This window comes from Blautia sp. AF17-9LB, from assembly GCF_003479185.1.
Classification (GTDB): Bacteria; Bacillota; Clostridia; order Lachnospirales; family Lachnospiraceae; genus Fusicatenibacter; species Fusicatenibacter saccharivorans.
The window spans coordinates 239,363-261,506 of sequence record NZ_QUGU01000003.1 but is presented as its reverse complement, the minus strand read 5'-3'; the positions used below and the strand labels follow the sequence as shown (position 1 = coordinate 261,506).

The 22,144-nt window shown below is 45.2% G+C and carries 19 protein-coding genes and 1 pseudogene; 2 read left to right on the top strand and 18 right to left on the bottom strand.

Annotation, left to right across the window (positions count from 1 at the left end; all coding sequences use genetic code 11):
• The 13 genes and pseudogenes from DWX00_RS19935 to DWX00_RS05350 form a co-directional block, all read right to left on the bottom strand.
• On the bottom strand, positions 1-364 hold a 364-nt coding region (locus DWX00_RS19935), incomplete at its 3' end, for a hypothetical protein (RefSeq protein ID WP_207664700.1).
• Positions 342-1,139 (bottom strand): class B sortase, encoded by a 798-nt coding sequence (gene srtB / locus DWX00_RS05405; protein ID WP_117805203.1) that lies wholly within the window; start codon positions 1,137-1,139, stop codon positions 342-344. The genes srtB and DWX00_RS19935, both read right to left, overlap by 23 nt.
• A gap of 73 nt (positions 1,140-1,212) precedes the next feature.
• On the bottom strand, positions 1,213-3,879 hold the full coding sequence (locus DWX00_RS05400; RefSeq protein WP_118594775.1) for a SpaA isopeptide-forming pilin-related protein: 2,667 nt from the start codon (positions 3,877-3,879) through the stop codon (positions 1,213-1,215).
• Positions 3,876-5,285, bottom strand: a complete 1,410-nt coding sequence (locus tag DWX00_RS05395; protein ID WP_118594774.1) for a hypothetical protein — start codon at positions 5,283-5,285, stop codon at positions 3,876-3,878. The genes DWX00_RS05400 and DWX00_RS05395 overlap by 4 nt, the downstream gene beginning before the upstream one ends.
• Positions 5,285-5,815, bottom strand: a complete 531-nt coding sequence (locus tag DWX00_RS05390; RefSeq protein ID WP_118594773.1) for a hypothetical protein — start codon at positions 5,813-5,815, stop codon at positions 5,285-5,287. The genes DWX00_RS05395 and DWX00_RS05390 overlap by 1 nt, the downstream gene beginning before the upstream one ends.
• Before the next feature lie 63 nt (positions 5,816-5,878).
• Positions 5,879-6,679 (bottom strand): TasA family protein, encoded by an 801-nt coding sequence (locus tag DWX00_RS05385; RefSeq protein ID WP_118594772.1) that lies wholly within the window; start codon positions 6,677-6,679, stop codon positions 5,879-5,881.
• On the bottom strand, positions 6,676-7,182 hold the full coding sequence (locus DWX00_RS05380; protein WP_118594771.1) for a signal peptidase I: 507 nt from the start codon (positions 7,180-7,182) through the stop codon (positions 6,676-6,678). The genes DWX00_RS05385 and DWX00_RS05380 overlap by 4 nt, the downstream gene beginning before the upstream one ends.
• A 928-nt stretch (positions 7,183-8,110) precedes the next feature.
• A complete protein-coding gene (locus DWX00_RS05370; protein WP_118594769.1) occupies positions 8,111-10,288 on the bottom strand; it encodes an Ig-like domain-containing protein in 2,178 nt (725 codons plus the stop codon).
• Positions 10,289-10,388: 100 nt separating this feature from the next.
• Positions 10,389-10,718, bottom strand: coding sequence for a hypothetical protein (locus tag DWX00_RS05365; protein WP_118594768.1), 330 nt, complete (start codon positions 10,716-10,718; stop codon positions 10,389-10,391).
• A gap of 114 nt (positions 10,719-10,832) precedes the next feature.
• Complete coding sequence (locus tag DWX00_RS05360) at positions 10,833-12,086, bottom strand: leucine-rich repeat protein (RefSeq protein ID WP_147398235.1); 1,254 nt, start codon at positions 12,084-12,086, stop codon at positions 10,833-10,835.
• A gap of 112 nt (positions 12,087-12,198) precedes the next feature.
• Positions 12,199-12,501 carry a DUF6017 domain-containing protein gene (locus DWX00_RS05355; protein ID WP_305764419.1) on the bottom strand — a complete coding sequence of 101 codons (303 nt, stop codon included), beginning with the start codon at positions 12,499-12,501 and terminating at the stop codon, positions 12,199-12,201.
• Positions 12,502-12,628: 127 nt separating this feature from the next.
• Positions 12,629-12,922 (bottom strand): annotated as a pseudogene (locus tag DWX00_RS20525) (transposase); the annotation flags it as partial.
• Positions 12,923-12,937: 15 nt separating this feature from the next.
• Positions 12,938-14,227 (bottom strand): transposase, encoded by a 1,290-nt coding sequence (locus tag DWX00_RS05350; protein WP_243037963.1) that lies wholly within the window; start codon positions 14,225-14,227, stop codon positions 12,938-12,940.
• Between the two features lie 203 nt (positions 14,228-14,430).
• On the opposite strand from DWX00_RS05350, the gene DWX00_RS05345 reads away from it, so the two are divergent.
• Positions 14,431-15,069, top strand: coding sequence for an EFR1 family ferrodoxin (locus tag DWX00_RS05345; protein ID WP_118594765.1), 639 nt, complete (start codon positions 14,431-14,433; stop codon positions 15,067-15,069).
• 88 nt (positions 15,070-15,157) lie between these two features.
• On the opposite strand, the gene DWX00_RS05340 is transcribed toward DWX00_RS05345, so the two are convergent.
• From DWX00_RS05340 to pfkB, 5 genes are all read right to left on the bottom strand, one after another.
• The gene (locus tag DWX00_RS05340; protein WP_118594764.1) at positions 15,158-15,913 is read right to left on the bottom strand and encodes a DeoR/GlpR family DNA-binding transcription regulator; all 756 of its coding nucleotides are present in this window, start codon (positions 15,911-15,913) and stop codon (positions 15,158-15,160) included.
• Positions 15,907-17,556, bottom strand: a complete 1,650-nt coding sequence (gene ptsP / locus DWX00_RS05335; RefSeq protein ID WP_118594763.1) for a phosphoenolpyruvate--protein phosphotransferase — start codon at positions 17,554-17,556, stop codon at positions 15,907-15,909. Before ptsP ends, DWX00_RS05340 begins: the two co-directional genes overlap by 7 nt.
• Before the next feature lie 263 nt (positions 17,557-17,819).
• Positions 17,820-18,077, bottom strand: a complete 258-nt coding sequence (locus tag DWX00_RS05330; protein WP_022463097.1) for an HPr family phosphocarrier protein — start codon at positions 18,075-18,077, stop codon at positions 17,820-17,822.
• Positions 18,078-18,145: 68 nt separating this feature from the next.
• Positions 18,146-20,059, bottom strand: coding sequence for a PTS fructose transporter subunit IIABC (locus DWX00_RS05325; RefSeq protein ID WP_055226349.1), 1,914 nt, complete (start codon positions 20,057-20,059; stop codon positions 18,146-18,148).
• Positions 20,060-20,074: 15 nt separating this feature from the next.
• Positions 20,075-20,983: a 1-phosphofructokinase gene (pfkB, locus tag DWX00_RS05320; RefSeq protein WP_117804080.1), complete on the bottom strand. Its 909-nt coding sequence runs from the start codon at positions 20,981-20,983 to the stop codon at positions 20,075-20,077.
• Positions 20,984-21,337: 354 nt separating this feature from the next.
• Here pfkB and DWX00_RS05315 point away from each other — a divergent pair, with 354 nt between their 5' ends.
• Positions 21,338-22,129 (top strand): hypothetical protein, encoded by a 792-nt coding sequence (locus DWX00_RS05315; protein WP_022463094.1) that lies wholly within the window; start codon positions 21,338-21,340, stop codon positions 22,127-22,129.
• Positions 22,130-22,144: the final 15 nt, after the last annotated feature.

Sequence of the window (22,144 nt, the reverse complement as noted above, 5' to 3'; positions counted from 1 at the left end):
TGTTTGACACCTGTTTTGTGGTTTCCATATCGGTGTCAACGTTTGACACCGCTTGTGGCTTTTCCGTACTCGTGTCAACGTTTGACACCGCTTGTGGCTTTTCCGTACTCGTGTCAACGTTTGACACCGCTTTGGGATTTTCCGTATCCGTGTCAACGTTTGACACCGCCTGGTGGTTTTCCGTACCCGTGTCAATGTTTGACACCGTTTTGCTGCTTTTCTGTCCCGTGTCAATGTTTGACACGGATTTTTCAGCCCGTTTTCCATTCCATAAGGAAACTCCGGTTCCGCAGAGCAGCAGGCAAGCCAAAATCATACAAATTCTGGCTCTTACTTTTGCTTTAAGACGCTTCCTTTTCCGCATTCGCGACCTCTTTCTGGGCAACCGTAACGGCGTGTATAACCAATCTGTAAGGACTGGAGCCATCACCTACGCAGGTGGATAAAGTAAAAACTTTCTCCTTTCCGGTCGGGGCAATATTACAGTCATATTCCGCATTCTGTACGGTTTCTGCAATCCATTGTTTCCATTCCTCGCTGTCACCTTTATATCCCAGTGTAAAAACATCACTGTCATACCGGGTGCTGTATACGCTGTATATCGCACAGGTATAAGTAGTTTCCGGTGTATAAACATATACATAAGGATAAGTGTTCCGGAAGTCCTTATCATGGTACTTTTTCAGGCTTCCAAACATTTTCCCGGATGCCATGTTATGCCCATATAAAATAATGTGGCTTTCTTCGAAATCTGTTCCGGCAGTTGCAAAAATGGAACCAAGAATATTGCTTTCTCCTGTTACGGTATGGTTCAGGTAATAACTGTTGTCCTCTCCTAAAGCAACCGGATAATCAATGGGTGTTCCGGGAACTGTGATCCATGCCAAAATCTCAGGATTGATCTGCTGTAAATTCTGAAAATCAACTATTCTTTCCATATTCGGATCTGTTTCCTCTTCCGGTTCATCTGTAGTTGATTCTGTGTTTTCTTCATCTGTTGTATCCGGGTTTTGGATATAGCCACTGATAAGGTTCTGCTGTTCCCGGTCGGTTTGTGCTTCCTGCAAAATCCGTGGAAGATAAGACGCACCCAGCAGACATAAAATTGCCAGCAGGACACACCCAGCAGCTTTTCGCATTTTCACGCCTCCCTGTTCTTTAATGAAATACCCGTGTCAAACATTGACACGGGTATAAATCCGGTTTTGCTGGCTACTTTAACGGAATGATATTCTTAACAGAAGTATCATGCGTTGTAGTTCCCCAGTCATCTTTCTGGTTTTCAAATGTGATGGATGTACCGGTTGGTTTTGCCTTTAAGTTTGCATGTACGGAGAAAATTTTATCCGGAGCAACGCCCTTCGTCGGTTCCTGTAATTTTGAAATCGTTACATTCTCTGTTCCGGTAACGTTCACCAGATGATACCGCAGCACATCCTGTTCTGTTACTGTGTAGTCCTCTCCTACCGGGATTTTGTTCCAGGTGACAGAAAGTTCTACATATCCCTGTCCATCGGTATGTGAATTTACGTAATTTTCCGTGAACTCTACATAATTCTGGAAGGTACGGTCTTTTCCATTAATATCTTTTCCTTTTACGGTGAAGATAAAGGTTGGGTTTCCATGCGCCCAGGTAATATCGCTTGCTTTAATTTTCTTTACTATGGTAAGGTCTGCATAGCGCATATCCTTCATGGTGATGGTCTGCGTATCTGCTTTGCTTTCCAGCGTAAAGGTAATTGGATCAGCAAGTTTATAATGATCCGGGGCCTGATCCTCACGTAAAGTATACTGGCCCGGTTTCAGTTTTTCGATTCGGTGCGGTGTGCTTCCGGATGTCCAGCTTTCTACCAGACGGCCATTGCTATCCAGAAGAGAAAGTTTCGCTCCGGAAATATTTTCTCCGGTACCGGAATCTACTTTTGCAAGATCCAGTTTTGTATAATCATTTTCTACTGTGATTGTCAGGTTTGACTGTCCATTGACTTTTCCGCTGGATACTGTGAAATCTTTCACCGCATTATCCAGTACGTATCCATCTTTGGTTGCAGTTTCCTGGTAATGCCAGGTTCCATCCTTCACACCATCAATCGTGATCCGTCCATTGTTATCTGTTTTCTGCGTTTTATCATAGCTCTTGTCATCATTCCAGATATGGAACGTAACGCCTTCCATGACTGTACCATCGTTTTTGCTTACTTTCTGCAGTACAATCGCATTTTTCTGGTTCTGTACGGCCACATTGACGCTGGTATGACTATCATCCAGTGTAACCGCATGTTCTGTAGTATCCAGGACGTATCCATCCGGGGCTGTTATTTCTTTGACAATGTACTGACCAAGTTCCAGCTGTTTGCTGGCTGCTGATCCATTGCCATCTGTAGTTACGGTATCAACTACTGTATCAGCAGCAACCAGGGTTGTACCTCCGGCTGTCTTAATATCCTTTGCAGCTTTGATTTCAAATACCGCACCGGAAAGTTTTTTATTATTCTCACCGGTTTTTGTGATTGTGATCTGACCGGTTTTTCTGGCATTTGTCGCATCCAGTGTTAAAGTAACAACACCTTCTTTTTCTGCTGTAAACTCATGTTCCCAAGTTCCGGTATATCCTGCAGGATTTTTTGTTTCCACTACTTTGAAACTACGATTCTCTGTATCCGTTTCTTTAAGATTCAGTGCCATATATTCTTTATACTGATCGTTCCATGTTGCCTTTGTATATGTAACCCATTGGCCACCTTGCATCTTATAAACAGTGAACTCTGCACCTTTCAAAGCTTCTCCTGTTGTTTCATCTTTCTTTTTGATAACAAGATCTACATTTCTAGTCTGTCCCATAACCATTTCTGATGTATAACCAAACTCAGAAGTATTCCATACGTGCCAATCTGTTGCCTCGGTCCGGCTTGATCCTTTCCATCCATTAAATATGGCATCCTTACCAGTAAATGTAAAGTCTTTTGGATATGATTGCACTGTGGTAAGTCCCTTACCTGGACCGTCCACATTTTGTATGGTTCCTCCATTATAAAAGACCATAGTCTGAGAATCGCCTTCATATGTGTAAGTAACCCATCCTTCCGGGTTATCCGGTGAAGTACCATCATCTGCATTTGAACCCTTTTTTGCTGACCAGATTGCATCCGTTCTTGCATCATAGATTAGACGATCATCAGCTTCCTTCGTGACATAAATGCCATCGACTTTTCCATCAATATAAAATCCCTGGGAATAGTCCAGATCAGATAAAGTGAAATGTCCCTTAACCTTAAGTGGATTTCCATTTTCATCGTAATATGAAAATCTTACCTTAATCCATTTCAAGCCTTTAATATCAATGACAGGAGTTGCACCGCCTTTTGTATTGTCTACAGAAACAACAACATTGTCTACATCTTCATATCCCGGATACCCGCTGATATTAGTATTCTGCCAGTCCAAAAACCAGATCCGCATGGTAACAGGTAAACCATTAGCATTGCCTACATTGGTATACTCTGCATACATCTTTCCTTTTAATCTTTCATACGGAATAAAAGAACGGGTATTTCCATTATCACCTATATCTGATAATGGCCACCATTTCGAACACACCTGTGCATATTTTTCACCATTAACGCAAAACTGATTATCCCATTTCGTACCATCTGTACTACCGAATGAAACCTTTGTGTTTGCTCCAATGACTGGCGTAAAATTGTAGGTTCCGTCAATCGTGCTGTTTGTATCTACCTTTTTTCCAATGCCAGAATCAACCACAGATGGTAACCCATCCATGCCTGCGCTGACAGCAAAAACATTTTCCGGGAAAGAAATTCCAGTTACCATCAAGGCTGCCATAAGCAGCCCTGACAGTGCCTTTTTCCATCGTTTCACAGTTTTTTCCTCCTCTCTTTCTTCTCTTTACGGGACAGTTTCACGGTTCCAAGAGCCGTTACCGCCGCAATTCCAAGAGGAACAAAAACGTATGGATCTGCAATACCGGTTTTTGGTGCCGTAGTCTGCGAAATGGCAGGGGACGGTTCGTTTTTGCCCGGTTCTTCAGCACCCTGTACACGGAAAATCCAGTTTACCATGCTTTCCCGTTTTGCATATGCATTTTTCAGTTCTGCCGGTAACTGCAGCGTAAACTGTACCCGCGAATTTTTCCCTGTTTCCAGTGTTCCAAGACTGATTTCCTGATTCAGGGATGCAGCCTGCAAATCACCGTTATACAGGGTTTTTCCGTTTTGCGTGATCGTCAATTTAAACTGTTTTAAAAGGTCAAGTTCTTCATCCGTTAAATTTCCAGGCGTTTCCGTATGGAAGAAAAATTCGGCACTGGTTGCTGTCGTATTGGAAAGCTGAAAACTATCACTGATCGTATCGCCAGGCATTGCCGTCTGTAAATTTCTAAAGAAATCTTCCGGCGCAGCCACCAGCTTTCTGGCAGCCCCTTCATAAGTGACGGACATAGCGGTATACTGTTTTGTCACTTCTGTGATGCTGTTATCCGTCTCATGTACGCACTGTTCAATTTCCGTATCGCCCCATGGGGATTCCGAATTAAAATCCGGTGTAAAGTTTGCTGCCTGCACCGCTTCTGCGGTCACAGTAAGTCCAAGAACCCTGTCCTGTGCTTTTGATGTCCACGCTGCAGGAATCGTTACGTTCTGGAAAAAGTCTGCGGATTCTCCGTTTTTCAACGGCTGCGTATAGTAATAATACTCACCCTGTTTTACCCATTCATCGGAAATTCCATCCAGTTCTTCATCACTCAGAACATACTCCGCAGGCGTTTCCTTATCCTGATCCACCGAAGGTGTTTCTGTAGGTTCAGGCGTTATTTCCGGTTTTTCTGGCTCTTCCGGTGCTGGTGTTACTTCCGTTTCGGCATTTTCTGTCGTTTCCTGTGCTGTCTCTTCTGTTGCTTCCGGCGTTTCATTCGGGTCTGCATCCGTTTTGGAATCTTCCTCTGGCTTTTCCGTGTCAACGTTTGACACGGAATCCGATGCCTCTCCGGAATAAGTGGTTTTCACCCGGATGTAGCAGGTTTCCGCATAATTCGTGATACGAGGAATCTTTGAAATGCTCTGGGATGGAAGCACAATTCCATCTGCAGGTCCTTCGTAAACTTTTTCCGTATCACCATCTTTTTCGTATTCCTGGATTCCAATGTTTACATCACCGGTGCTGATGTGGTTTGTAACGGTAACGCTGTCCTGATAGTAAGCATATGATCCACTGATGGTACTTACTGCCGTGACCAGAATTCCGGCTGCTATTGCAATTTTCCTTTTCATTACTGGCCACCTCCTCCAAACCGTTTCCATGCTTCCTGATAAGAAGTGTATTCTTTCTGACCATCTGTTGTCTGAACGGATTCCTCATAGACTGTTACTTCCAGGTTATCCTGCTCATATTCATCTGCAACAGTAACCCCTGTAAACAGATAAGTTGTTGTTCCTCCAACCGGAACAGCTTTTTTGTAGTAATAATAGCCATCATTTCCCTTAGCCCAGTTTGTGGTATCAAGTCCCGTAAACTCTTTCACAGGCTCACTGCATGTGATATATGCCCGGACATAACAAGGTACATCTCCTGTATTTTTTGCCCTGACTTTTTTTACTACTGATCCGCTGGATGGAACCGGTGTCGGTGTCGGAAAATCCTCATCCGGAATAATGGTGTTATTTCCAGTCCTGATAATGTTTACTACTTCATCATGGTCCGTCTGGTAAGCAGAAGATCCCGATATTGCGGTGGCTGCTGCAAGAAAACCGCAGCAGCACATTCCGGCAATTGACAGCATTCGTTTTTTCTTTTTTTTCATGCTGTTTTCCCTTCTTTTTCAGAACAGTCCGGATGGCTTTCCGGACTGTTATTTAAAGTATTCTTATGATAAAGTGTTGTTTCCATCCTGTTCCGGCTCAACCTGAACATCATCTGGGGTATTTGTTTTGTTTTCATCCGATGTTGCATTTCCGTTTCCATCAACGGTTGTAACCCCATTATTTCCGCTTTCGTCAGACTGCGGAGTCGTGATCTGTCCTGCCTGGCCCTGGTTCTGCAGTTCATATTTTTTCCATGCGGAAGCTGCTTTCTGTGGAATCGTGGTTCCTTCTCCGGTGTTGAGTTCCTGGATTGCATAGTAATGTACCGGCACATTCAGATCTTTTCCATCCAGCTGTCCCTCTACAATATTGGCAGCTGTCAGGCTTGTAAAGATCGGATCTGTTGTTTTTCCCGGTGCAAGTATTTCGTTATAGCTGTAGGTGTAAACCATATTATCTCCTACACGCTTGTTGTACATCAGAGTCCATTTCTTAGAAACATTGTTCATGGAGAACAGCTCTGTATCTTTTGCAACGCCTCCATTCAAACGGTTACCTGCAGCATTAACAGTAATCACCTTTGCAATCGGGATAGAAACATCCAGATATACATAAGCATCATTTTTTCCAACATTTTCGATCTGCGGGTCTTTTTTGATCACCTGGGTCGGAACGATATTGTTGGTTTTTCCATCATTATCCGGTGTGTAGTTCGGCTCATGGCCAACGATGTCTACTTTACCTACAGAAAATTTGTTGGTTACAGAATCATGATCTGTCAGATATGCCATGGATGATCCAACGGCCAGTGCGCCGCATAGTGCTGCTGCTGTAAAAAATGCTGCTACTTTTTTCTTTGTCATAATCGTAATTCTCCTTTTTTTCTTTTTGTTTTTTTTACCTGTTCCCGTTCCTTTGGTTCAGGTCTTTTCTCCGGAAAACAGAAAACCAGAAGCATGAACAGCGCCAGAAAACCTACGGTAAGAAACATGTGATTTTTCGCCCACATAAATCCGTATCCAAGATGTGGAATGCAGAACAGGTATGTTCCACGTATATTTTCTGCCGGAATGGTTCCGGAATCCGGATCTGTGTTTGCATCCCCTTTTGTCTGGTATCCCTCTTCTGTTTTTGACAGAATCCGGTGAGTCACCAGATCCCCGTGCCTCTCAAACGTAGCAATATTTCCTGGACGTACATCCCTCTTCGATGAATCCACAACTGCCACTGATCCTGTGGGAATCACAGGTTCCATAGAACCTGACAGAATCACATAACCCCTTAAATCACGGCACTGATAACAGGTAATACCAAGCACCATACAAACCAGAATCCATAGGAATGCGTGTATTACTTTTGTTTTCATTTTTCCTCTCTCTCCTTTTTTACTTTTTGTTGCCACTTCTTCCGGGCAACGGCGTCACCCCCTAAAAATGGGCATAAAAAATGCACCAGCCCATGAAAACCATGTTCTGATGCATGAAAGCCCATATTCCTTTTTTTCGTGTCAATCATTGACACGAGCAATTGAAAGATTTTTTTGTCCTACCTGCTGTCCCTTCTGTTTTCCTTCTTTTGCAAGTATAACATAGCATACCTTTTGATGACGTGCAAGGGTACATTTTTTCAGAAAAGGGTACATTTCTTTGAAAAAGGGTACATTTTCATCTAAAAAGGGTACATTTTCTCGAAAAATTTTATAAAAAAATTAGCGAATCTGAAATATCGTTTCAAAAACGCTGCCTTGGCTTCTTATTTTCTACAGATCATATGTATTAATGCCTATGGCAATCATAGCTCCACACACTACAATCCTGTTTATTATTTTTTTCGTAGTATTCATTTTTTCACCTTTCTTTCGAAAAAGGGATGCGCAAAGTTCTGCGCATCCCCCATGCTGCTTGACTTTTTCCGTCTGGCAGCTTATAATCAAATCAGAAGCAATCAAGGATATACCAGTGTCGGTGGTTGCCTTTCTGAAATAATCTAAATTATTACAAAGAGCAACAAGAGACATAGGCTATCCCCTATTTGCGGTAGGGAATAGCCTTCTTTCTACTTGCGATGGTTATCTATGTGGGACAATGCCTCTAAGACAACCAATAAAAGCGTCAACACTTCCATTGTATTCATTGGCATTACCCCCTTTCTGTTTCCAGAAAAGACAACCACCTGACTATCCCTATCACGTTCTGACCTGATTAGATTCAGTATAACATACCATCGACTATTTTACTACCTCTTCGACATACAAATCCCCTCTCGTAATTCGTCTACGAGAGGGGATTCTTTTTTTATCGGATAAAGTAGTTTGTGATCAAATTATAATCGTTCTCTGTCATACCAAGGACTTCGCCCATTCCCATATCTTGATTCTCCCAAGTAGCTGGAAAGTCAAGATCCTGATTTGCAAATGAGAATACAGCTGAGAAATTCACAATTTTTCTTCCGTTATACTCCTGCGGTTGTCCATACATTACAGCGATTGCTCCATATGCATTATAATCATCCATCTGGTTTGCTTTATGACCTGGAGAGGACATCCAAAGGTTGAAGATCTGGCGGGCAAGATCATCGGAATCTGTATATGACAGACCACCGCCGCAGCCGTTCTGTCTGCCACCATGCAGGGCCAGATTATCAGAAGTTCCGTATCCTAGCTGTGTGATTGATCTCATGATGTGGTATCCGGCAGCGGCAACGCTTCTCGGATAACAATGTTTTTCATCCCAAATCATAGCTGCATGTCCTTCTTTGACACGTTCTTCATTTACCAGGTCGAAAATCTTTCTGGAAACTTCCTGATCGTAGACGGTCATTCCAAGAGCCTCTTCGTTGGTGTATGGGATATTAATTTTTACTTCTACGTATCTTCCAACAACACCTCCGTCTGGCTTAGATCCCATTGCATCAGCTGAGATAATAACTTTTCGCATACCATTTTTTTTATGAACGGTTACAAGTCCATTTTCATCTACGCTTGCTACTTCTGGATCATCCGAAGTCCATTTTACCGCTTTGTTGGTTGCATTTTCCGGATATACGGTTGCGGCCAGCTGCAGTGTCTGTCCAACTTCAGTTAATTCCAGATTACTGTTCGGTGTAATTGTTACGCTTGTTGCATAAACGGTTTCTGCTGGTGTCTCTGTTGGCTTCGGTGTCTCTGTCGGCTTTGGCGTTTCCGTCGGTTTTGGTGTCTCCGTTGGTTTTGGTGTCTCCGTTGGTTTTGGTGTCTCCGTTGGTTTTGGTGTCTCCGTTGGTTTTGGCGTTTCTGTCGGTTTCGGTGTTTCTGTCGGTTTTGCTGCTGGTTTTGTTGTAAGCGCACCGTCTTTTCCGTAGTAATTTCCGTTTACCGTCTGATCCGTTACCATCTTACAGTCTGATCGGAAATAATATGTCTTTCCGGAAATTTTCATCTGCATATCCTTGCAGGCTCCGCCCCAGCTCCGGATATAGTATTTTGCTCCGTTTTCTTCTTTCCAGCATCCGGAAAGCATAACTCCGTTTCCGTCCACAAAATACAGGTTATCTTTGTATGTAAAGCTTGTGTTCACTGCCATGGTGCTGTCTGCCTGGAACCAGTACCATTTTCCTCCGGTTTTCAGCCACTCATTCTGATAGGCTGCACCGTTATCATGCAGGTAATATTTTTTTCCGTTCCAGGTCTGCCAGCAGTTTTTATAAGCTCCGCCCCAGCTGCAGAAGAAATAGGTTTTTCCCCCGTCCGTGAAAGATTCATTTGCTTTCATGGTTCCGTCTGCGTTCAGATAGTAACGGTTATTGTCCCAGGTCTGCCAACCCGTTGCAATTTTTCCATCTTTTGCCAGTTTCCACTGTCCATCCATCACGATCCACTGCATGTTGGTTACTTCTGCAGCACTATTGAAGGTATACGAACGTCCATTGATTTTTGCAGACCGGCTCTTATAAGCTCCTCCCCAGCTGCAGAGATAACGGATTTTTCCGGTATCATCCAGTTTCCACTCATTGGAGCGCATACTTCCATCACTATTCATGTAGTATTTATTTCCATCCCAGGTCTGCCAGCCGGTTGCAATTTTTCCGTCTTTCACCAGATACCATTTTCCGCCTTTTACAACCCACTGGGAACCCTGTACCTTACTGTCTGCACCGAAAGTATAACTTCTGCCGTTGATTCTTGCCTTGCAGTTCAGGTAAGCTCCACCCCAGCTGCGGAAGTAGTAAACCGATCCATCCGTATCAATCATCCACTCATTTGCTTTCATGGTTCCGTCTGCATTCAGATAATATTTTTTTCCGTCCCAGGTCTGCCAGCCGGTCTGTTTTACACCGTCTTTGTAAAAATACCAGATTCCGGACTCCTGTGTCCATCCGGTTTTTCCAGCTGCCTGTACTGTCTGGGCAGAAACTACTGGGAACATATTTGTTGCGGCCGGTGTGCCTACTGCCAGGCTCAGGCCAAGAAGTACCATTGCGATTCTTTTTCTCATATTTTTTTCCTCCGTCCGTGTCAAACATTGACACCGATTTTTCTGTTTGAATTCCGTGTCAATGTTTGACACGGGATTCCTTGTTTTATTATTTCACTTTTTATTCTGGAATTTCTTCCAGAAGTTCCCCGGTATAATCTTCCCGTTTTCCAAGTTTTACGGCATCGTCCAGTTCGGACTGTTCCATGCATACACTTCCGATCGGGTGGATTCCTGGATCACAAAGAACCAGATACAGGTTTCCCTGGTAATCTTCCGCTACATCACCATCCTGCCGGTAGCCAATAAACTCATGCTCAATCGGTATTTCTTCCGGATGCTCCAGATAGAATGGATCAAGCTCTCCCCAGTCCAGTGTGGAAAAATTGAAGTCCGGAAAACGTTCTGCTATTACTTTTTCTGCATTTTTTCGAAGCTCTTTCATGTCCATATGGTTTCTCCCCCTTTTTTATTTCTTTGGATCATATTATCATATTACCTTTCCAATTCCGTAATTACAAGAGTCTTTTGCTATTTTTCATATTGCATTTTTATTACATTCTAATCACCCCTCTGTTTTATTTGCATTTGTTGTTATTGTAATATGGCTTCCGCTGCTGAATGCGGCTTCCATAGATGCCTTTAATGCGTTCAGGATTTCATCTGCACTTTTTGTTCCCCCGTAGAAGCCCGTATTGGCCGTTTCCTGCGATTTTTCTGCATCGTACCGTAAAATGATCGTAAGTCCTGTTCCAGCCGTTGCAGCGTCCGAAAACGAGCTTGAAAGGGTTGTCTTGGATGTACAGGAAACGGTAAGTGTTCCACTCAGGAACTTACAGCCGGAAAACAGGTTCCCGCTATCCGTACAGGAAGATGGGATTTCACCGGTTATGGATTCCAGTGCGGTACATCCGAAAAAACTGCTGTTCATTTTCTGTGCAGACGATGGGATATGTACTTCTTTCAGGTTGACGCAGCCATTGCAGATATTCGAAAGTTCTTTCGCACTGTCCGGAATCTGGACAGATGCCAGAGCCATACAGCCGTAATACATGGAATCCATGTTCTCCAACTGCATACAGGCTGTTGTATCGGCTCCATCGATCAGTGCCGTATCACCGTAAAATGCTTTTTTTGCCTGTTTTATATTTCCTGGAAGTTCCATGGCCTTTTCCAGTGCGATACACCCTTCTGCGCAGGATGTAATATCTTCCAGCCGGACCGCACCAGACATATCCGGCATACTGGTCATCGCCGTAGCATTCTTGAATGTTTCCACCATGCTTCTCACTGTATCCGGGATGCGGCACAATGTTTCCAGGTATTCGTCATTTCCTGTAAACCAGTAGTCCATGCTTTCCACTTCTGCCTCCGGATCAATCCAGGTCAGCCGTTTAACAGAATATTTCTTCCATGGCGCAGAATCTGATTTGAAATTCCGGACGCTTCCTTTTCCGGATATTTCTAGATCCCCGTTGGAATACAGGATAGCCTCCACATCATCTGGATTTTCTCTGCCGATTTTATACCTAACACTTTCATCACGGTCAATAAGCACTGTTATCTCTGCCTTGATATCCGGATATGCCTTGGAGGAAACCTCTACGGTAACACTGTGGCCATGTGCCGGCACTTTAGCCGATGACACGCTGTATGTATCTGCATCCAGAAGCTGTTTCTTTTTCCCGGATATTCCGTATACGCGGAAATTTTTTTCTGAAATCCTACTTCCGGCAGCATAGCTTTTCTCTGCAGCTTCCACCTTGATCGTTTCCGGTTTTTCCGGTGCAGCTTCTTTTCGAAATTTTGGCAGTACCAAAAATACGACTCCAACAAGAATCAGCAAAATAACAGCAATCAACGCTATGATCCACAAGCTGCTTTTCTTTTTCTGCCTTTTTTCGCTGGCTGTTTTTTTGATACGGCCATTTTTACTCTTTTTTCTTTTCCGTATTGTGCAGGCACTTCAGGATATAACAGATGTGATCTTTATCCAGCTTCAGGAACATGCTTTTTACAATCGGAACAGGACGTTCCTTTCCTCCAATCCGAATTGTTCCTGCATCCGGCGGCAGCATTAGGGTTTCTACAATCAGATCGATCAGTTCATCCACTTCCTGCTTGTTATAGATCGGCGGGTAGTTCTCGTAATCAATATTTTTCCGAATCAGTTCCCGGTAGGCAGATATCCGATCCATCATATCCATCCCATCTCTTTTTGTTCCCCGCTTTATATTATGATGTTAGGGTCAAAACCATAAATAACTTTGTCCTCTATTTCTATAGCACCTTGAAAAATTCATATTTTGTAGTATAATACCGGATTTCTTCGGATATACGCTGGTATTCCCTTCCTTGATTTTATACAAGTACCGGATTTTGAGCGTAATGTCCTAAACCCTTCACATAGTTGAAGAGTTTTCTGAAATTCAATGCTGCTATCTTGGAACCGAAAAAGAACTTGCCCCGCTGTTTCCCACGAGGTATCTTTTCCAAGTGGTAATTCTTGCGTATATTCGATGGAACAGTTTCCACTCCATTACGCAGCCTTGTATAATTTTTGAATTCTTTGCTATTCATGTTCCGTTGGATTTTCGCACGTTCATGCGCTGCTTTGGATGTTACTATTTTTGCAACCTTCTTAAAGATCTTCGGCTTGCATTGATCCTGCTACGGACAGTTGGCACACTGCTCATGCAGAGAGGAAACGGCACACTGATTGCTTGGTTTCATATAAGAACAGCTTTTCGGTGCATGGCCGGCTGGACATCGGAGGACTTTTGTTCCCTCTTCGTTGAATTCAAAATCAGCAAGGATATCCGGAGCCGGTTTCTCCGTCAGACTTGTGGTAATCAGTTCTACGTTTTTATGAGCTGCAAGTTGTGTGTTTTCTGTTCCACTATATGCTCCATCCGTGACTATAACAGTCCGTTCTTCCTGGTTATCCATCTGCGCAAGGTGCTCCTGGATAAACTGACTGTCACTATGGTTGTTTTGCTCATACTGGTACTCTGTTACAACAGAACCATTGGCTCCAACGGATTCTTCAAGATTAGCAGCATATCCTCGATGCTCTTTTCCTGCTTTATTCCGGAATGTCGCTTCAGGGTCAGAAGGATTCTGCAGCATGGTTGATTTCATGCCGCCGTCTTCTTTCGTGCGGAGTCTTCGGTTTTCATTTTCAACAATGGTCTGTTCTGACAGGCATCTGACAAACAGATCATACTCTGTTGAATCATTGTAATCAGACTCACACAGAGCAAGAAGTTTATCCGCATCCGTTAAGAGTTGCTTCATGCGCTCATCTGCATCGGTACTGCGCTGACGATAAATCACTCTGTTAAAATCGTTAGGATCGATATAATGTTTTAAATCGTCAGACAGAACGGAACCATTGATTTTATTCACATACATCGCCAGCTTTACAATGCAGGTGTATATCAGTTCCATTCGGCTGAGCCTGCGGACGTTGGATTCGATCATCACGGAATCCATACGTCTGACTTTACCGCTGATTCCCATCAGTTTTGCAATGGAAGCACTTAAATCTTTCACACAATCATGGTAAAGATCCTTGTTGTGAAGTGTTTCATAATCATAGCGCCTCTTGCGGAAACGGCTTAAGGTCTTGTCACTCAAAGGCTGTTCTTCAAAACTTGTTGTGTGCAGTGCGTACTGAATTCGAAAATCCAGCATAAGATTTTCGACCATCTCGTCATCGGAATAATCAAAAAGCTCTTTGATAATGAGCGCACCAACAATCACGTTGACCGGAGTATTCGGTCTGGATGCCTTATCGCTGTATAAGGCAGAAAAACGCTTTTCATCAATGGCAGGAAATATTTCATCGGCAAAGACTTTTGCCCAGGATTTTTCCAATGCTTTTTGTTCTCTGGCAGTTAATCCAGAAAAACTATCTGTAAATGACATTTGCTGGTAAGTATTTTCTTTGAATGACATAGAGATTGCCTTCTTTCCTACTAAGATATCTCTATTATACAGCAAGTAAACCATTTAGGCTTGTATTTACTACAAAATATATGAACTTTTCAAGGTACTATAGAGGGGCTTTTGACCCCAACATCATAGTTTTAAAATAATATAAAGCAAACGGATAAAAATATTTTCTCCGTCATAAACTTCAAAAAGAGAGGGAAAAACTTATGATTTTTTATTTTACCGGAACTGGTAATTCGCTTTGGGCTGCAAAAGAAATTGGAAAAGAGCTGAATCAGCCTGTTGAGAATATTATAAAACAGAAAACAGAAAGCAATTTTTTCTGCAAAGACGATATAATCGGTTTTGTCTTTCCTACCTACATGAGCGATCTGCCATGGATTGTAAAAGAATTTTTATTGAAGTTAACGGTCAATCCTGACTGCTATACTTTTGTCGTCATGACTTCTAACAATGGAAAAAGCGGAAATTCTTTTGTCAGCCTAAGTCAGGCACTTTCCCGCAGCGGTGCAAACCTGTCGGCTGTCTTTGATCTGCAGATGCCAGGCAACTGTTTAATCAGCTCAGAGCAGGAAAATCTGGAACGACTGAAAAAAGCACCGGAACGGTTAAAATCTATCATATCTTTTATAAAAGAACGAAAAACAAACTTTACATCTGACGGAAGTCTGCCAAAAGAAGATTTTGTTACTGCATCGTATTTTTATGGAGGACATTCTTGTGCAGCCTGTTATGCCTGTCTTCACTGGTGTCCCAAGAATGCTACCCTGCTTAAAGTTCCATTTTTGAAACATCGTCCGCAGTATCATCATCCAGATGTAACGCTGGCGGAAATCAAAGAATAAGTCTGTAAACGGCGCCCCGGTCCTGCATTCAGATGATCTGCAGGGCCGGGGCGCTTTGCAATTTATGTGCGTGTAAGATGTTGGCTTTTTATTTTCGCTCCGTCTCGCATACGATGATATGTTTGCTCTTCTCATACCCGGGAACTTTCCGGTCCGTGATAAAAATCGGTTTTTCGAAGTCTGCGAAGGTGACGGAGCTGATGCTGTTAAATTTGCTTGCGTCGCAGAGGACGTAGCACTGGCGGCACTGTTCCATGGCGGTCTTTTTGGTGACGGCCTCGTTGACGTCCGGGGTTGTGCAGCCGCTTCTTCGGGTTACGCCATTTGTTCCGAAAAAGCCTTTGGTGAAATGATACTCCTGGATCGTGCGGATTGCCTGGTTTCCGACGACGGCTTCTGTGGAGCTTTTGAGCTCGCCGCCTACCAGAATGACCTTAAACCCACGTGATGCCAGCCGCTGTGCGTGGGCAACGGCGTTTGTCACGAAAACGGCGGAGGTTGCCCGGATGAAATCGATCATATGCGCCGTTGTCGTTCCCGCGTCGAGAAAGACGAAATCGTCCGGCTCGATGAGGGATGCCGCATATTCTGCGATTTTCCGTTTGGCATCGCAGTTCAGCTCATTTTTCTGTGCAACGGTGTACTCGTGTGCCGTCACCTTCTGGCCGGCTTCCACGGCGCCGCCGAATACCTTTTCCAGCTTGCCCTCCTTGTCGAGCGCTGTGATATCGCGGCGTACCGTGGACTCCGATGTATCGAGAAGATCCCGGACTTCCGTCACGGTGATGCTTCCCTTTTCTTTTAACAGTTTCAAAATTATCTCATGTCTCTGCTGTGTTAACATTTCTTTCCTGCCTTATATTCTGCCACGTTTGTTTCCAGAATGATCTTGCGGAGCGGAAGGATGCTTCCCGGAGAAACGGAAAGTTCATCTACGCCCATCGCAAGGAACTCTTTTGTCAGCTCCTGGTCAGCGCCGAGTTCGCCGCAGATACCGGCCCAGATGCCGGCTTTGTGTGCATTCTCCACAACCATCTGAATCATGCGCAGGATCGCCGGGTGATGCGGATCAAAGAACGGATCCAGCTTTGTGTTCTGGCGGTCGATCGCGAGGGTGTACTGACTGAGGTCGTTCGTTCCGATACTGAAGAAATCAACCTCTTTTGCCAGCTCATCGCTGATGATGGCAGCCGCCGGGGTCTCGATCATGATACCCTGCTCTGGATTTCCGTACTCAATGCCCTGCTCAGCGAGAGAAGCTTTTACTTCCTCCACAATCGCTTTGATCTGGCTAACCTCGCCGACACTTGTGATCATTGGATACATAATGGCAATTTTTCCATATGCGCTTGCGCGGAACAGCGCGCGAAGCTGTGTCTTGAAGATCTCCGGCCGCGTCAGGCAGATGCGGATCGCACGGCAGCCAAGTGCCGGATTCTCCTCTTTTTCCATCTCGAAATAATCGCACTGTTTATCGGCACCGATATCGAGGGTACGGATGATGACGCGTTTTCCCGCCATCGTCTCTGCTGCCTGTTTGTAGATACGGAACTGCTCCTCCTCTGTTGGATAGTGATCCTGCTCAAGATAGATAAACTCGCTTCGGAACAGGCCGATGCCGCCCGCGTCGTTCTGCATGACAGCCGCAAGGTCTTTGATGTTTCCAATATTAGCATACAGCAGAATTTTCTGTCCGTCCAGTGTAATATTTTCTTTTCCCTTTAAGGTGAGGAGCAGTTTTTTCTTTTCCTCCTCCTCGGTGCGACGCTTCTGCATGGCAGCAAGAGTCTCCTTGTCCGGATCAACATAGATGGTTCCATCGGATCCGTCCACGATGCCGAGCTTTCCGTCTACGCTCTCATCCAGCGGAAGCGGTGTTCCGACCAGTGCCGGAATCGCCATGGTTCTTGCAAGGATAGCGGTGTGGGAATTTAAAGAACCGTGTACGGTAACAAAAGAAAGAACTTTGTCCTTATCCATCTGTACCGTCTCAGACGGCGCAAGGTCATCTGCCACGATGATCGCCGGTTCGTCGTTTAAGGATGCGTCGGTGTCGTCTCCGTTTAAGATGGAGATCAGACGCTCGGAAATATCCTTTACGTCTGCCGCGCGCTCTCTCATGTAATCATCGTCCATGGCAGAAAACATCTGCGCAAAGTTGTCGCCTGTCGTTGCAACGGCATACTCAGCGTTGACGCCCTGGCTCTTGATAATATTCTCGACGGACTCGTTGTAGCCGTCGTCCTCCATCATCATCTGATGTACCTCGAAGATCGCTGCATTGGCCTCGCCAACCTCTTTGCATGCTTTTTCATACAGAACGCCAAGCTGTGCGATTCCTTTTGCCTTTGCTTCCTCAAACCGTGCCATCTCCGCATCCGGATTTTCTACTTTCACACGTTTTACCTGACGCTCATTCTTTTTGTATACGCGGATCTTTCCGATCGCAATGCCGGAAAATACGCTTTTTCCCTGATAAATCTGCATAAGTTTTCTCCACCTTTGTTCTCGATATCCGAATTTTCTGTCCAGACAGCCGGAGCGTGTTTAAAAAAGATTTCTTAGTTTCAGAAAGTTTTTCAAACACGCTCCTGCCGATTACTATATTGTAATTCTCCAGAGCCCCATCTCAATTCCGCTTACGCTCCATTTCGATGTGGCTTCTCGCCATATGGAATTCCAGAAAAAAGCACTCATTCATGCAAGCATGATTCGCACTTTTTTCTTCCATTCCGCATGGCTCTGTAGAATTACAAGTTCTCTTTCATGAAATTGCTGATTGCTTCGTATGCAGCATCTTCATCTGCTCCATCGAAGGTCAGGGTAACTTCTTCGCCCTGTTTTACAGCCAGTCCCATGATGCCGAAGATGGCTTTGCAGTTCATGGCTTTTCCGTCTTTTGCGATCTTGATATCACAGGAAAATTCTTTGACTGCTTTTACCAGCATTCCTGCCGGACGAGCGTGGATTCCTTCTGGATCTGTTACAACATACTTAAATTCTTTCATGATTTTTTCCTCCCATAGGATCTTTGATATTTTTATTTTACTTTGTTTTCTGCCTTTTTTCTACTCTTTTATGCAACTTTTTTCTTTAAAACTCCAAGCAGAACTGCGGATACCACTGTTCCGATGACAACTGCCACCAGATAAAGCAGCGCATTTCCCATAACCGGTACAACGAAGATGCCGCCGTGCGGTGCCATTAAGGTACAGCCAAATGCCATGGAGAGCGCACCTGCGAGGCCAGAGCCGATGATGCAGGCCGGAAGAACGTGGATCGGGTCTGCTGCTGCGAATGGAATCGCACCCTCGGTGATGAAGGCGAGTCCCATGATGAAGTTGGTCGGACCGGATTCTCTTTCTTCTTTTGTAAATTTATCTTTGAACAGCAGGGTTGCAAGTGCAATCGCACACGGAGGAACCATACCGCCGATCATAACGGATGCCATAATGTCGTAGTTTCCTGCTGCGATGGCTGCTGTTCCGAATACGTAAGCTGCTTTGTTGAACGGGCCGCCCATGTCGATGGCCATCATGCCGCCGAGGATCATGCCAAGGATCAGCTTGCTGGATCCGCCCATGGAAGCAAGACCATTGTTCAGTACCGTGTTGACGGTTCCCATGATCGGCTCTACAATGAAGAGCATCAGAAGTCCCATCGCAAGGATGCCGACTACCGGGTAAATCAGAACCGGCGCAATCTTTTCGAGTGCTTCCGGAAGTTTCTCACATGCTTTGCGGAGGCCAAGGATAATGTAGCCTGCTGCAAAACCGGCAACGAGTGCTCCAAGGAAACCGGAGGTTCCGCTCGATGCCATCATACCGCCGACAAAACCAAGGGCAAGTGCCGGCCGGTCGCCGATTGCCATGGCGATGTAGCCTGCAAGAACCGGGAGCATGAAGCCGAATGCCACGCCGCCGATCTGTTTGAACATCGCTGCAGCCGGGGTAATCGTACCGAAGTTTGATCTGGCTGCGGCATCAAGGGAGTTCATATCAACAAGAAGTCCGTCGATCAGGAATGCGATTGCGATCAGAATACCGCCGCCGACAACGAACGGAAGCATATGGGAAACACCATTCATCAGCTGGGTGTACAGCTGGTGGCCGATACCGCCGCTGTTCTTCTTCGTGCTTGCTGCGGCTGTCTGCGCATTGCCGCTCTTGTAAACCGGTGCGTTTCCGGACATCGCAAGCTCGATCAGCTCATCTGCTTTGCTGATACCGTCGGATACCTGGCGCTGAATGACTTTCTTTCCGTCGAAACGATCCATCGGAACCTGTGCGTCGGCTGCAACGATGATGCAGTCCGCATCGGCGATTTCCTGTGCAGTCAGCACGTTTTTCGCTCCGCCGGAGCCTCGTGTCTCGACTTTTACGAAGCATCCTTTTGCTTTCGCTGCTTTCTCGATTCCCTCGGCTGCCATGTAAGTGTGGGCAATACCGGTCGGGCAGGAAGTAACGGCGAGAATCTTCACCTGATTTTCTTTTGCTTCCACCGGCTCTGCAAGACGCTCATCTACGCTCTTTTTCTCTTCATCGGCGCGGTCGATAATGGCAAGGAACTCTTCCGGTGTCCTTGCGTTTCGAAGGCTCTTGGTGAACTCTTCATCCATCAGCATCATGGAAAGTTTACTTAAGACATCGAGGTGAACGTTGTCTTTCGTGTTCGGCGCTGCGATGAGGAACAGCAGGGTGACCGGCTCTCCATCGAGAGAATCAAAATCAACGCCGTTCGGGATAACCATGGCTGCAAGGCCCGGTTTGTTTACTGCATCACATTTTCCGTGCGGAATCGCAATTCCCTCTCCGATTCCTGTGGTGCTCTCTTCTTCTCTTGCGTAAACCTGTGCGCGGTACGCATCTTCGTCTGTGATCTTTCCGCTTTTGACCATCAGCGCTACGGCTGCGTCAAGCGTTTCCTGTTTGCTTTTCGGTGCGGCATCCAGCGCAATACTGCGGATGTCCAGCAAATCTGTGATTCTCATGAGACGTCCTCCCTTTTATTTTGTAATCTGTTCGTAGACAGATGCAATTTCCTCCCGGGTTGCAAGGTTTTCAGAAAAAGCACTTGCACTTCCCGCTGCGATTCCCATATGGAACGCATGGAGGTAATCTTCTTTTTCCATGTAGCCTGCCATGAATCCGGCTACCATCGAATCGCCTGCGCCGACGCCGTTGATGAGCTTTCCTTTCGGGGCCGGAGCTTCAAAGACCTCACCGGATGCGGCAACGAGAACGGCTCCTTCGCCTGCCATGGAAACCAGAACGTTCTGTGCGCCCTTTTCCTGCAGCTGTTTTGCATACGGAACAACTGACTCTCTTGTCTTTAATTCCACACTGAAAATCTCACCGAGCTCGTGATTGTTCGGTTTGATGAGGAACGGGTGGTACGGCAGAACCTTCATCAGCAGATCACGGGTCGCGTCTACGACGATGCGGACGCCCTTGCCGTCGAGCATTTCCATAATTTTCTGATAGGCATCATCTGCCATGGATGACGGGATGCTGCCTGCGAGGAAGAGAACGTCGCCCTCGCCGAGTGCGGAAAGCTGTTTCATCAGCTCTTCCACTTTTTTCTCCGGGATTTCGGGTCCCTGTCCGTTGATCTCAGTTCCGTCAATGCTCTTTAATTTGACGTTGATGCGGGAATATCCTTCTTCCAGCCAGATGCAGCCGTTTTTAATTCCCATCTGGTCGAGACGGCCGGCGATTTCTTTTCCGGTAAAGCCTGCCAAAAATCCGAGCGCTGTGCTCTCAATTCCAAGGTTTCCAAGTACGGTCGATACGTTGATTCCTTTTCCGCCCGGAAGCATCAGCTCGGAGCTTGTGCGGTTGGTAAGGCCGAGCTTGAAGTCTTCCACCGATACAATGTAGTCCAGAGACGGATTGAATGTCACTGTGTAAATCATATTTCCCTCCTGCTTTATTTTGATCGTGTTTGCTTTGATGAGCTTATTATATCGTCATATTCGCTCAAAATCAATCATTAATATTTCATGAATTTTACCTTCTCTTTTTGTCGCATTTGCATAAGTTTAGAGTTTTATGACGGATTCCCCCGTTTTATCGCCCTGTTTTGACCGAGTTTGACTGATCGTCATCTTTTCTTCCTTGTCACGCATCGATCACTTTATTCTCTCCATTTCGGTCATTTTTTATCAGACACTTTCTTTCTGTTCTCATTTTTGTACTTTACTTTTTCCGGATTTGGTACTAAAGTGAAAAGAAATCAAAAAAAGAATTTCCAGAAGAGGTGATTTTATTTGAAACGATACTATATTCTTCACTATTTTGATCCCGCCAATGTGGGCAGTTTTCTGCTTGTCTCACTGCTCGGCCTGATTCTGGTGCTTGCCCTTGTGCTTCTGATTGCAAAATTGCAGATTCAGCGGCAGCTAAAAGAGGAGACAGAGGAAAAAGCGAAAAAAATACGCCGGAAGAAACACCAGCGCAGGCAGTATCAGGTTGTGGAAAGCTTTTATGAGCTGGTTTTCTCCGGCACTTCGATTCTTCTCTTCCTCTCCCTCTATTACATTATCGATGAGCGTCTGCCGCAGATTTCGATGTACTGGGAGAAATATCAGGATGTAGTGCTTCTTGTCTTTATCGTGCTCTCCGTCTTTCTGACGAGCTGGCTCGATGTGGTTCTGGTAAAGCTCACGCACCTTGACCCGGAGCAGAAGGCGTCGGTGCGGCTGATTTCGGTCTTCTATATTGTACTGATTCTTCTGTACATCCGCTTTATCTACGAGGACACGAATTATGACGGGCTGATTCTCTATTTCCTGACGCTGACGGTCGGCCGCTTCCTGTATTTCGACTTTACGGTCAAGAGTTTTCTTGAAACGATGCGGGGCGTGTTGGAAAATCTACCGCTTCTTGTCATCATGAGCGCCTACTCCGGTTTCGTGTGCTGGTATGGGTTCCATGTCGGCTTTCTGCTGAAATCAAATGGTGTCATTTTGAGCACCTTTCTTGCCCATCTGTTTATGGACTGCTCGATCTTTCTGCTCCACAAAACAGGAATTTTAAAGCATGTGATACGAAAAATTTAAAACCGGCATTTTTTT